A 12,972-nucleotide genomic window follows, 5' to 3' on the forward strand; every position below is an offset into this window, starting at 1 on the left:
CATTTATGAGGTGGTTTTTATAGGATTTTTACCCTATGCTTTTCAAGGCTGGTAACGATCGTCTCAGAGGGCCTTTCATCGGTAATAATCGTGTCTATTTCACTAATATTGGCAAACCTATAGGTGCCGTCATAAAAGAACTTTTGCTTCTCCATTACCAGTATTACTTCCATACCACTTTTAATAATGGCTTTCTTAGTATTTCCGTCTTCTATGTTAAAGGTAGTAACACTTTGAGTGGCCAGGTCTACACCACAGCTTCCGATAAAGACTTTTTGAACCTTATATTTTTCAATAGATTCAATGGCTGCCGAGCCGACAAACCCGCCAACGTTTTGGTATAATATGCCTCCGGGTGATATAATTTGCAGGTTAGAATTTTTAGCCAGGGTATATAATATATCTATATAATTTGAAATTACTGTAATCTCCAATGAAGAATCCCTGATCATTTCTGCTAGAATTAAGTTGATCGAAGAAATATCTAATAGTATGGTTTCACCATTTTTAATGATTTCAAAGGCTTTGGCAGCTATGATCTTTTTCGATTCAACATTATAATGCTTTCGTTCATCTAGCTTTACAAATTCAGCCATCTGCTTCTTTAATATGGCGCCTCCGTAGGTTCGTTCAAGAATTCCTTGATTTTCTAAGATTTTCAAATCCTTTCTTATGGCATCCTCTGAAACATTAAACCTGTCACTCAGCTCCTTTACAATGAGTTTTCCTTCTGTAAAGAGTATCTGTGTAATTTGATTCAATCGCTCCTTTGCAAACATAGCCTTCTCCTTTATTAGTTTATATTATTTTATCCTGTTTACGATTATATAAAACTTTTTATTTATTTTCAACTGAATTTTATTGTTGAAACTACATATGTATTTTACTTTGCCACTGGTATCGTTAATAGTTTATTCTTGCAAAGTAATAACAAATAATATAAAATAATAATAAACAATACATGAATAAGGGGTGGTATGATGAATAAAATCAGTAAAAGAATCCAAAGCTTGAAAAATTCGTTGTTTGCTGATAAAAGAGAGATTTCTCTTGAAAGGGCAAGGCTTTACACAGAGAGCTACAGGCAGACAGAAGGAGAACCCTCCATTATCAGGAGAGCTAAAGCTACGGCCTATATAATGGATCATGTTGAAATTACAATTAATGAAGGTGAGCTCATTGTAGGCGGTAGAACTGTAAAGCCACGATCTGGTATTGCTTCTCCTGAAATGTCTCCCTATTGGATTTTAGAGGAACTAGATACCCTAGCGACAAGACCCCAGGATCAATTTTCTATTTCTGAAGAGGACAAAGCCTACTTTAGAGAGCAATTATTCTCCTATTGGGACGGCAGGTCTTTAAAAAATTATGTTAATTCCAAAATGACAGACCAAGTAAAAAAGGCCAGTAAAGAGGGCATCGTTAAAATTAACCAAACAGACAAGGGGCAGGGGCATATTATTCCATCCTATAATAAATTATTAAATCATGGCTTGGGATATATGGTAATGGAAGTCGAGGAGGTCTTGAAAAAAAGCCCTTCCAATGAATTCTATCAAGCAGCCTTAATCACCCTTAAGGCTACCCAAAGATATATTAAGCGCTATGGAAAGCTAGCTGAAACCATGGCCCATCAAGAGGAAAATGAAACAAGAAAAGAAGAACTGCTGGAGATAAGTAAAATTTCCTATAAAATAGCCCAAGATAAACCAGATTCCTTCCATGAAGCCCTGCAGCTTTTTTGGTATATCAATACTGCGCTTCAGTATGAGTCCAATGCAAGCTCCATTTCTCCAGGAAGATTTGACCAGTATATGTACCCCTTTTATGCTGCTTCAATAGAAGCGGGGATGGATACAGAGTCAGCCAAGGAGCTTTTACGATGCCTTTGGCTTAAAATGAACGATGTCGTTCTATTGAGAAGTGAAGACAGTGCCAAATATTTTGCTGGCTTCCCTACAGGCTATACCATCATTTTAGGAGGGGTCGACAGACAGGGAAGAGATGCTACCAATGCGTTATCCTACCTTGTGCTGGACACCTATGCAGATATTCAGCTTCCCCAGCCTAATCTGGGGGCCAGAATCCATGAAAAGTCCCCTAGAGAGTTTCTAATTAAAGTTGCCGAAACCATAAGATTAGGAACAGGAATACCCCAGCTCTTTAATGATGAAGTGATCATCCCAGGGTATCTTAATAGAGGGGTTTCCTTAGAGGATGCCAGGGACTATGCCGTTGTTGGCTGTGTAGAGCTGTCTCTGCCGGGCAAAACCTATGGACTTCACGATATTGCACTATTTAACCTATTGAAGGTGATGGAGGTAACTTTAAATAAGCACGAAGGAAATTTTGAAACCTTTGAGTCCCTTATTGAGGCCATTAAGGAAACTATTAAGGAATATGTGGTTTATATGGTGGAGGGTTCAAATATTGTTGACGAAGCCCATGGTGCCTTTGCCCCGACTCCACTACTATCCTGTTTTATCGAAAACTGCATAGATAATGGAAAAGATGTGGCCCTTGGAGGGGCAAAATACAATTTCTCTGGCGTACAAGGAATTGGTATAGGTAATTTGAGTGATTCCCTGTACGTTATTAAGAAGGTCGTGTTTGAAAATAAGGATATGGCCTTATCAGAATTAATCATGATGCTAAAAAACAACTATGATGGCAGCGAAGTACAGCGTCAAAGATTTATAAATAAATTTTCTAAGTACGGCAATGATATAGATGAGGTTGACTATATTGGAAGCGATATACTAAGCTACTATTGTAAAGAGGTAGAAAAATACAAGAATATCAGAGGCGGAATTTTCCAGCCAGGGTCTTATACCGTTTCTGCCCATATCCCATTGGGGGAGGCAGTAGGTGCTACACCCGATGGCAGACTAGCCAAGGAACAGCTGGCGGATGGAGGTCTGTCACCTATGGTAGGTAGAGACCTGGAGGGCCCTACAGCGGTACTAAAAAGTGTCAGTAAGCTAGACAATTATTTGACTACAAACGGAAGCCTTCTCAATGTCAAATTCAGCCCTTCTGCCCTGGAAGGAACAGAGGGTATTCAGAAGTTCATTGGCTATCTTCAAGCCTTTATGCGATTAAAAATTCAGCATATCCAATTTAACATTGTTTCCGTTGCCACCTTGAAGGAAGCACAAAGGCATCCAGATAAATATAAAAATCTAGTTGTTCGTGTTGCAGGATACAGTGCTTTATTTGTTGAGTTAAACAAGTCCATTCAGGATGATATCATTAATAGAACAGAGCATAGATTATAAACCAAGGTGTGATCGAAATGAAAAAGGCGATTGTCTTTAATATACAGAAGTACAGTATCCATGATGGAGGGGGAATTAGAACAATTATTTTCTTTAAGGGCTGCCCCTTAAGATGCCCCTGGTGTTCCAATCCCGAATCCCAAAGCCCTGAGCCGGAAATGATGCGTAAGGAGTCCCTGTGTATCAATTGCTCCAGTGACAGCTGTTTTACCTGTCGTGCTACTGCGGAGGATTGCCCCACAGGAGCTTTAGAAACAGTAGGCAGGGAAATGACGGTAGAAGAATTGCTGAGGGAAGTTAAAAAGGACATGGTATTTTATGACAGTACCGGGGGCGGCGTTACCCTCTCTGGTGGAGAACCCTTAAATCAGGGTACCTTTGCTGTTGAATTATTAAGAAGGCTTCAGCTATTGGGAATCGATACAGCTATAGAAACCACTGGCTTTGGTAAGTGGGAAACCCTTGATAAAATGTCTGATTACTTGAATCGAGTACTATTTGATCTTAAAATTATGGACAGAAAAAAAGCTAAGGATATCTTAAAGGCGGATATTGATATCATCAAAAACAACTTTTCAAGTCTGGTGAATAAAGGAGTTCCCGTTATTCCTAGAATTCCCCTCATTCCTGGTTTTACAACGGATGAGGAAAATATCGATGCCATTATCGACTTTATTACCTCCCATAAACTCAAGGAGGTTCATATCCTTCCCTTTCATCAGTACGGCAGTTCAAAATATAAAGCCCTGGGCAGAGACTATTCACTGGCCTCTTTAAAGCCCCTTACCCAGGAAGAAATTGCGGCTATTCAACGAAGGATGGAGGAAAGGGGATTAACTGTTATTGTGGGAGGGAAATAGGCTAAAGCCAATTCAAGCCCCAGGCATCATAACCAAAAAAACATCAACACCTTGTGGGTTGGTGTTTTTTGGTTTCTTGGCACCCTATTGGCATAACCCGACAGGGACTATTGTACTATATTTTTTGTGGCCTTTATGGGAAAAGGGCCTTTATAAGCACCTGAAGAATAAAAGCAGCGCTTTATACGGTTTTTTGTAATTGCATTCCTATAAAATATATTGTAAGCTATTTCATAGAAAATATGGAGAAAAGAGGGAAAGTATGGCAACCTATGCAATTACGGAAAAACACTACAAAATCATTGGAATAGCTGCTTTAATTATTGGTATCGTAATGCTGGCAAGTAATTCTTTTGGATTAATCAAGGAGCTAGGTGCATTACCGAAGGAAATAACGAGCGATGGTAATCATTTATTCCATGCTCGGTCGGCGGGGAAATATACCATTAAAACCTATGGGGGAGGCTCGGCTACCAGCACAAAAACCAGATATAGTATTTACTATATATCCTCCAATGGACTATATGAGCTATATGAAGAGCTGCCTGAGGGTACGGCCATTCTTCAATCCCTGTTGGCCAATAAGAGCACAAGGCGAACTGTATTCGTTTTTGATTCCGGATACTTTGTTGGAAGTGCCGAAGATATGACGGTGGAAGCGGGGCTGACAGAAATGAAGAAGGTAATAAGAGATGCCAAGCTCCCTTTAATTATCATTGGGGCCGCTGCCACCGTAATGGGAATCTGGTTTCAATTTGTGGCTAAATCAAGGAGAAGAACCGGTCCTGTTGAAACAATCAGCGTTTAATGTTTATAAGGTTTTACATAAAAAAATACCAATTCCGCTATGGGTTTGGTATTTTTTATTCCCTATAATCAATAAAATGCTAGAGAATAGTTGTCCTTTCAAGCCTTCAAAGAAAGGCTTAGTTTTAAAACCCTGAATACAGCCATATTTATACCATGTTACAGTATGCCTATATGATATGATAAAAACAATCCCCCTGAAAGATTGATTTAGACCAAATAAAATTTAATTGGCAGGCAAACTAAACACCAAAGGGTGTTATTTTTTATGATCAAAATTAGAAAGGAGAAAAAAGGATGAATCTTGGAAATGGAATTAAAATAGGCTTGGCAGCAATTTTAAGCACCGCCGCACAAAAACTAGGAGGGTGGGATACAGCATTGCAAACACTTGTATTATTCATGGCAACAGACTATATGACAGGCTTAGTGGTGGCGGCAGTTTTTAAAACCAGCCCCAAAACAGACACCGGAACCCTGGAAAGTAAAGCAGGCTTTAAGGGGTTATTTAGAAAGGGGGCTGTTCTTTTGGTAGTATTAATTGGAACCAGCCTCGATATGCTGATGGATACGGGAGAACTGGTCAGAAATGCTACGATTATAGGGTTCACAGTGGGCGAATTGATCAGTATATTAGAGAACATCGGCCTTATGGGCGTCGATTTACCGCCAGTGATTACCCAGGCCATTGATGTTTTAAAAAAGAAGGGTGATGAAGTGAAGCTGCCTTAGGTAGGAATATCTTTAATCGGTTGAGATCCTCAACTGCTGCTGCAAATATTTACCGCTTTAATTAAGAACATACGTTCTGTATAATCATATTAGGACGAATTAGGGGGGAGAATTATGGAAGGTAATCAATTAAGCTTGCTGGCAGAAAAAATATATCAAGACTATAAAGCCTTCAAAAACCTAACTGATGAGGAAAAACAGCTGGTTTTAAGGGAAATGAAAAGGTTGAGTAAAAAGGCCCTGTATCATGAAATGCAAACATAAGAATGGCCTGTGATAGGCTAGGCAGGTTGCTTTCAAGGGTGGATCAGCTATGGGTAAAGGCAGGTAAGGATACAGGATGTAATTTCCATAGAATAGTAGAGGATCTGGCCGGCGCCCAGAGAAGTAATAAGCAAATAAGACTCCCTGTTAATATCCACCAAAGGATTGACAGGGAGTTTTAGTATGATACATATAGGCACTGGGCCTTATGTCCTATTATCCTATTTATTCATTTGAATTTGTTATCTTTGCAGGTGCCAGTGCCTGATACGTCGAATAAAATGACAGTTCATATACAATAGGAGGGAATTATGCCGCAAACTGGAATTATATGAATGAATTATTAATAGGGCAGTGGTCATCCCCTTTCCATATGAACAGAGTCGAATATTTAAGGAGGAAGCTGAAATGCGATGCAGAAATTGTGGAAAAGAGGTAAGTGAAGATGTAAAAATATGTGGCGAATGCGGATTCGATCCGATGGCAGAGAGTAATTATTGCCAGGAATGTGGGGCAAGTACGAAGCCAAATCAAAAAATTTGTGTAGCATGTGGCTGTGAGCTGTTGAATCGGGCTACCAGCCTAAATGTAGTAGAGTACGCAGGTTTTTTCCAGCGTGTGGCGGCAGCCTTAATTGATTTTGTAGTATTGGAATAATAACAGGGGGAATAATGGGCTTTGTTGTGGCCTTTGTCATGGTATTAATGGGATTCTATCAGTATGAGATAATAGAAATGGTAGAGTCCCTGGGAGCTATTTTGGGGCTGACCATAAACTGGCTGTACTGTACTTTGATGGAATCCTCCAGTAAACAGGCTACCCTTGGAAAAATGGCTCTGGGGATCGTGGTGGTGGATGCCAATGTCAACCGTATATCCTTTGGTAAAGCCACCGGTCGGTTTTTTGGTAGCATTGTATCCGGTTTAATCATTGGAATAGGTTACATTATGGCTGCCTTCACAGAGCGAAAGCAAGGGCTGCACGATAAAATGGCAGGAACCTATGTTGTAAGGAAGCGCTCAATAGAAAGAAAACAGCAATCTTCAGCGGCTAATTATTAATATTTTTCAGTTTTGCCAGGCAAATTGCCTGGCATTTTTTATGCTTAAAATTAAAGTTATTGGGAAAAAGGTGAAATTTGACATTCCACCTTTTGAAAAGGCGCAAATATGAATATAAATAATAAAATGATAAGTTTTTATGTCAAATGTATAGACATTTATAAATAAAAGTATATAATTATAAATGTAAAGATTTTCGGATATTTCGGAATTAGCGGGAGGTGACGGTAAAAAAGGAAGCCAAGGAGAAAACAATATTTGATGCCAATATACAAATGAGTAGACTAGGCAAAACTGTTCCCTGGACAGTCCCCATTTTTTTCAGTGGGCTAATGGCCACCAATTCCCTGGCGGGCGGATTGTTGCAGTTGATCAACCTGGCCATTGTATTTATAATTTGGTTTCACTTCCTGAAATTTATAGATCGAACCAATTTGAAAAGAGAGCAGGAAGAAAAAACAATCAGTGAAAAAGAAATGTAAAGGGGCGATAAGATGGTAGAATATTCTTTTCCAAAGGGCTTTTGGTGGGGATCGGCCACCTCAGCTCCCCAGATAGAGGGGGCAGCCGATCAAGATGGAAAAGGCAAAAATATATGGGATCATTGGTATGAAATAGAGCCTAATCGTTTTTTTAATGAAGTGGGCCCTCGGGATACCTCGCAATTTTACCAGAAATACAGGGAGGATATCAGACTCATGAAGGAAATTGGCCATAATTCCTTCAGAATATCCATTTCATGGTCAAGGCTGTTTCCATCAGGCAGGGGTGAACTTAATCAAAAAGCAGTAGATTTTTATAACCGGGTGATTGATGAACTAATGGCCCATGAAATTATTCCCTTTGTAAATCTTTATCACTTCGACATGCCGATGGCAATGCAGGAAATGGGCGGTTGGGCCAGCCGTCAAGTGGTAGATTTCTACGAGGTCTATGCAGCCACCTGCTTCCGGCTCTTTGGCGATCGAGTGAAGCATTGGTTTACCCATAATGAACCCATTGTACCCGTTGAAGGGGGGTATCTTTATGATTTTCATTACCCCAACGAGGTTGACTTTAGAAAGGCTGTACAGGTGGCCTATCATACGACCCTATCCAGCGCCAAGGCCATCAAGGCCTATCGGGAATCGGGGCAGAAGGGCAAGATTGGAATCATATTGAATCTTACCCCTTCCTATCCCCGAAGTCAAAATCCAGCAGATTTAAAGGCCTCTGTGATTGCCGATGCCTTTTTCAACCGATCTTTTTTAGATCCTGCCGTTAAGGGTCAATTTCCCCAAGAGCTGGTGGAAATTTTGAAAAAAGAAAACTACATGCCGGTAATCGAAGCCGGGGATTTGGAGTTGATAAAAGATAATACCATCGATATTCTGGGCATCAACTATTACCAGCCAAGGCGGGTGAAGGCCAAGGAGCATCTGCCTAATCCAGAGGCACCATTCCTGCCCGACCGCTATTTTGACCACTACGTCATGCCGGGGCGAAAAATGAATCCCCATCGGGGCTGGGAAATTTATGAAAAGGGTATATACGATATTTTGATAAATCTAAAAGAAAAATACGGTAATATTGAATGCTTTATTTCTGAAAATGGAATGGGGGTAGAGAATGAAGAACGCTTTCGGGATGAAAAGGGTATAATCCAGGATGATTACCGAATTGACTTTGTTCGATCCCATCTGATTTGGATACATCGAGCCATTGAGGCGGGGGCCAATGTGAAGGGATACCATATGTGGACCTTTATGGACAACTGGTCATGGTGCAATGCCTACAAAAACCGATATGGTTTCATTTCTGTCAACCTTGATAAGGCTGGTGAGCGAACCATTAAAAAAAGCGGTCGATGGTTTCAAATGGTTTCCCAAAATAACGGGTTCTAGCGAGGTTAATAGAGTTGAGTCCTTGCCCAATTATAGAAAGGGTAAGGACTCTTTTGTATCCATTGCAGATTATTTGTGATCCTGGGGACAATATTTTACAGTAAAGAGGAAAAACGCCTTCTCTGACGAAAGGATAAGCATAGGTATAGTCTTTTTCAAGAAAAACCACTATAATGATAATCAATATGATATTAGACCTCGTCGCAGTTAAAGCTTAAGTTTCCCTGAGGAAAATTTCCATAGGGCAAGGTAAAATAACAACAATGAAGCTATATGGAAATTAAACCAGGGGTTACCTGGAATTTAATTGTAGGGCAGGATTCCAATGGAGGACAATGGATATGAACAAGTACGAAATGATTTCTAAGGAAATAAGACGAAGGATATTGGAAGGATTTTATTCAATTGACCTTCCCATTCCCGATGAAGTTTCTCTATCGAAGGAATTTAGCTGCAGCCGGATGACCATGAAAAGGGCTTTAGATATTCTGGTCATGGAAGGCCTGCTTTTTAGGAAACGGGGACACGGTACCTTTATAGTCAAATCAGCCTTGCAGCATGGCCATGTCAATGTGGTTGATAAGGAGAACAGAGGATTAACAGGTCTATTAAAGCATAAAAAGGTGACAAGCAAGATCATTGAATTTGACGTACACTTTCCCAGTGAAGAGGTGGCTTCCCATTTAGCCATCGATACCAATACACCGGTGTACTATATTATTCGATTGCGCTATGTAGAGGATGAGCCCTATGTTCTTGAAAAAACCTATATGCCTACCAATTTGATCAGGGGGGTAAATGAAGCTGTACTCCATGGTTCTATTTATCAATATATCACAGAAACACTACAGTTGACCATTGCCGGCTCCCATCGAAGGATCAGGGCCTGTAAACCCAATGAGTTGGATCAAACCTATTTAGGGTGTCAATCGGATGATCCCATTTTAGAGGTAGAGCAGGTGGCCTACTTAAATACCGGAGTGGCCTTTGAATATTCCTTTTCCAGACATCGGTACGATCGGTTTGTTTTTACGACGGTTAATATCAGTAAAAAATAGGAGGTACATGAATGCAGCCATTATTTTTAAAACCAATTTTTCAGGAGAGAATCTGGGGCGGCACGGCCCTGAGGGATATTTTTGGCTACTCGATTCCATCCCATCAGACGGGGGAATGCTGGGCTATATCTGCCCACCCTGTGGGGGCCTCCATCATTACAAATGGCCAATACGCAGGAATGACCCTACATGAGTTGTGGAAAAATCATCGTGGGCTGTTTAATCATGATGAGGGGGAGACATTCCCTCTTTTAACCAAAATTTTAGATGCCAAAGAAGCCCTTTCTGTCCAGGTGCATCCTGATGATGCCTATGCCATGGACAGGGAAGGGGGAAGTCTGGGAAAAACCGAGTGCTGGTATATATTAGACTGCAAAGAGGATGCCGAAATTATTCTGGGGCACAGGGCCAAAACCAGAACAGAGCTGGTGGAAATGATTGAGAAAAAACAGTGGAATCAATTCCTTAGGCGGGTTAAAGTGAAGCCTGGTGATTTTTTCTATGTCCCCAGTGGAACCCTTCATGCCCTGGGGGCCGGCATTTTAGTCCTTGAGACCCAACAGAGCTCCGATACCACCTATCGGGTATATGATTATGATCGAAAAGACGACAAGGGGGCCAGTCGAACACTTCATCTTGATAAGGCCCTTGAAGTCATTACTGTTCCCCATATTGATTATCATACTGCTCCGGCCGTTGAAAAGAGAAAAGGTATTACCATAACGACCCTGGTAAAAGCCAAATATTTTTCCGTTTATCATTGGGAAGTAGCAGGAAAAGCAAGCCTTGAAAGGGAAGGTTCCTTTCTTCTATGCAGTGTAATCAAGGGGCAAGGCAGGCTGCAGCATCAAGAAAGCACCTATGAGCTTGCTATAGGCCAGCACTTTATATTACCCTCGACCATTGATCAATTTTCCATAGAAGGGAAATGTACCTTAATTGTTTCTCATCCTTAAAATAGATTCCCCCAGCCGGCCCAGGCTGGGGGATAAAATTTGAACATTTGTTACAAAGGTATTAAACATTGTTACCGGAATTTATATTTATACAATTATCTTTTAATCCTTATTACGTGAGTTTTGTTATAAATTAGAATTTAACCGAATTGTATTAATATCCATGGTACATTAGTATATTGCTAGATTAATAAATATTCACCACTTCCCCAGATAAGGCGGTTAGCATACTGGTATAATATCAATACCGATGATATAATTAAAATGCATTTTAAGCCAAATAAACCTTAAATCTTTAATGTTTTTTAGTAGGTTAAATGCCTATAGGGGGGATGTGAATATGAGAAATAATGTTATAAGATTTATGATAGCTTTTATCATGATCATGATTATACTTTTTAAAATCAAGTCCTTTGCTGTAACTGATCGATTCGGCGATTTTAAGGAACTAAAATTAAATAAAGAGAAAAATACAGATTATAGAATTACTGGGGCCTATTCTGATTCAAATATTGCTATTATTGCAATTCATGGCGGCAAAATAGAAAAGGGCAGCTCTGAATTAGCCTATGAATTGGCATCCCTGGGCAATTATAATTTTTATTCCTTTGAAGGAATAAAAAAGAAGAATAATTCACTTCTTCATATTGATTCTACTTGCTTTGATGAACCTATGGCCCTTGATATGGTTTCCAAATCTGAAATTACAGTATCGATCCATGGAACCAGTGGCAAAGATGAATTTACCTATGTTGGCGGATTAGATCAGGAGTTGGTTGAGAAAATCAGGTATACCCTTGAAAGCCATGGATTTACCGTATTAGACCCGCCTAAGCATTTAGCCGGGGTACACAAATCTAATATCGTTAACCGCAATGCAAGAAAGAAAGGGGTTCAGTTGGAAATATCTGAAGGCCTAAGGGCTCACTTTCTGCAGCCTAATGGGAAAAGGGATGTGCTAGATAGGTACGTAAATGCCTTAATGGAGGCCCTAAATGCCACTGGTATTTAAATAAATGATGCACATAAAAAGAAGCCACTTTCTCTGCCTAGAAAGTGGCCTTTTTAATCAATCCTTTCACTTTTTAAAGATTGATTGTATTCTAATCTCTTTTAAATTGAGTAGAAATGGGAATAGGGGTATAACACGATGGTTTCGTGTGGGTTGCATCGTTAATTACTTTCCTGCTGCTTCCTGCAGCTTAGTTAATAATTCTTCCGGTGAATTAAAGCTGTTTTCTAAAACCTCTTTAATCACTTTATCTTTATCATTTCTATTGAATGAAGCATTTTTGCTGGCCTTTTCTAAGGCTCTAAAGCTTGGACTTGCATTGCCGGTACGAGATTCTAAAATATTGGCTGCCAATGGCCAGCTATTACTTAGGGCCTTATTTAGGTTGGCAATGTATGATTGGAAGGATACCTCGTCCTCTAAAAGTAAATCTCTTAAACCTTTAGATACGGCTATTTGTACTCCGCCTAATTTTTGTTCATCGAATAGCAGCTTATTTTGGTTGACAATATTACTGCTGAGAACCCCGGCAATATTGGTAGGAACATAAGGTGAATCTTGAACACTAAAGCCTGCCGATTGAAGATGTAATGTTATTAATCTGGCCAACAGCTTGTTTTGACCTCCAACATAGGTGATCATCGCATCTTCTTCCTTTATGCCAATAAAGGAAACGGTATATTTTGAGTTTTTAATCATATTCAGGGCTGTTGGTTCATCAAATCGGGTGGAAGTTAGGTGCAGCGACAGATTGTCAGCTGGCTTTGTACCTTCAAATAGATAGTGGTTAAATCCTCCTTTGTTGGCCAAAGCAGTAACTAACTCAGAGGTACCCTTTGCAATAGCACCGCCATGAATGGTAAATATGGTCATATCACTGTTCTTGTTGCTGCTTGTAATCTTATAATCAACATCTTTTGTTTCATTTTGGCTCAATTCTGCAAAATTTCGATAAATACCCAATGAGGATGAAGCATAGGCAAAGCTTCCTGCTAAGGTAAGACAAGCCAAGCAAATGATTAGAAGAACACGGGTTTTTTTCATTTTTTTCTTCCTCCTTT

General features: G+C 39.9%; 15 protein-coding genes. 13 read left to right on the forward strand and 2 right to left on the reverse strand.

All coding sequences use genetic code 11. From position 1 onward, the window contains the following. Nucleotides 1-17 precede the first annotated feature (17 nt). Nucleotides 18-779, reverse strand: coding sequence for a DeoR/GlpR family DNA-binding transcription regulator (locus tag ACYQ1I_RS09010; RefSeq protein WP_459764464.1), 762 nt, complete (start codon nt 777-779; stop codon nt 18-20). A 201-nt stretch (nt 780-980) separates the two neighbouring features. Between ACYQ1I_RS09010 and ACYQ1I_RS09015 the strand changes: the two genes are divergently transcribed. From ACYQ1I_RS09015 to ACYQ1I_RS09075, 13 genes are all read left to right on the forward strand, one after another. Then, nucleotides 981-3,278 (forward strand): formate C-acetyltransferase, encoded by a 2,298-nt coding sequence (locus ACYQ1I_RS09015; RefSeq protein WP_459764466.1) that lies wholly within the window; start codon nt 981-983, stop codon nt 3,276-3,278. 17 nt (nt 3,279-3,295) lie between these two features. Next, nucleotides 3,296-4,138: a [formate-C-acetyltransferase]-activating enzyme gene (locus tag ACYQ1I_RS09020; RefSeq protein WP_459764468.1), complete on the forward strand. Its 843-nt coding sequence runs from the start codon at nt 3,296-3,298 to the stop codon at nt 4,136-4,138. 262 nt (nt 4,139-4,400) lie between these two features. Beyond that, the gene (locus ACYQ1I_RS09025; protein ID WP_459764470.1) at nt 4,401-4,946 is read left to right on the forward strand and encodes a hypothetical protein; all 546 of its coding nucleotides are present in this window, start codon (nt 4,401-4,403) and stop codon (nt 4,944-4,946) included. 296 nt (nt 4,947-5,242) lie between these two features. After that, the gene (locus tag ACYQ1I_RS09030; protein ID WP_459764472.1) at nt 5,243-5,677 is read left to right on the forward strand and encodes a phage holin family protein; all 435 of its coding nucleotides are present in this window, start codon (nt 5,243-5,245) and stop codon (nt 5,675-5,677) included. Between the two features lie 114 nt (nt 5,678-5,791). Further along, a complete protein-coding gene (locus ACYQ1I_RS09035) occupies nt 5,792-5,941 on the forward strand; it encodes a hypothetical protein (protein ID WP_459764474.1) in 150 nt (49 codons plus the stop codon). Between the two features lie 2 nt (nt 5,942-5,943). Then, nucleotides 5,944-6,123, forward strand: a complete 180-nt coding sequence (locus ACYQ1I_RS09040) for a hypothetical protein (protein ID WP_459764476.1) — start codon at nt 5,944-5,946, stop codon at nt 6,121-6,123. 226 nt (nt 6,124-6,349) lie between these two features. Next, nucleotides 6,350-6,598 (forward strand): zinc-ribbon domain-containing protein, encoded by a 249-nt coding sequence (locus ACYQ1I_RS09045; RefSeq protein WP_459764478.1) that lies wholly within the window; start codon nt 6,350-6,352, stop codon nt 6,596-6,598. 11 nt (nt 6,599-6,609) lie between these two features. Then, nucleotides 6,610-7,002: an RDD family protein gene (locus tag ACYQ1I_RS09050; RefSeq protein ID WP_459765330.1), complete on the forward strand. Its 393-nt coding sequence runs from the start codon at nt 6,610-6,612 to the stop codon at nt 7,000-7,002. 221 nt (nt 7,003-7,223) lie between these two features. Continuing rightward, nucleotides 7,224-7,484, forward strand: a complete 261-nt coding sequence (locus tag ACYQ1I_RS09055; RefSeq protein ID WP_459764480.1) for a hypothetical protein — start codon at nt 7,224-7,226, stop codon at nt 7,482-7,484. A gap of 12 nt (nt 7,485-7,496) precedes the next feature. After that, the gene (locus ACYQ1I_RS09060) at nt 7,497-8,885 is read left to right on the forward strand and encodes a glycoside hydrolase family 1 protein (protein ID WP_459764482.1); all 1,389 of its coding nucleotides are present in this window, start codon (nt 7,497-7,499) and stop codon (nt 8,883-8,885) included. Nucleotides 8,886-9,226: 341 nt separating this feature from the next. Further along, nucleotides 9,227-9,943 (forward strand): GntR family transcriptional regulator, encoded by a 717-nt coding sequence (locus ACYQ1I_RS09065; protein ID WP_459764484.1) that lies wholly within the window; start codon nt 9,227-9,229, stop codon nt 9,941-9,943. 11 nt (nt 9,944-9,954) lie between these two features. Then, nucleotides 9,955-10,899 (forward strand): mannose-6-phosphate isomerase, class I, encoded by a 945-nt coding sequence (manA, locus tag ACYQ1I_RS09070; protein ID WP_459764486.1) that lies wholly within the window; start codon nt 9,955-9,957, stop codon nt 10,897-10,899. A 340-nt stretch (nt 10,900-11,239) separates the two neighbouring features. Beyond that, nucleotides 11,240-11,911, forward strand: coding sequence for a poly-gamma-glutamate hydrolase family protein (locus tag ACYQ1I_RS09075; RefSeq protein WP_459764488.1), 672 nt, complete (start codon nt 11,240-11,242; stop codon nt 11,909-11,911). A gap of 165 nt (nt 11,912-12,076) precedes the next feature. Here the strand turns inward: ACYQ1I_RS09075 and ACYQ1I_RS09080 are convergent, their stop codons facing one another. Next, nucleotides 12,077-12,955, reverse strand: a complete 879-nt coding sequence (locus tag ACYQ1I_RS09080; protein WP_459764490.1) for a poly-gamma-glutamate hydrolase family protein — start codon at nt 12,953-12,955, stop codon at nt 12,077-12,079. Nucleotides 12,956-12,972: the final 17 nt, after the last annotated feature.

It is taken from the genome of Alkaliphilus crotonatoxidans (assembly GCF_054658015.1).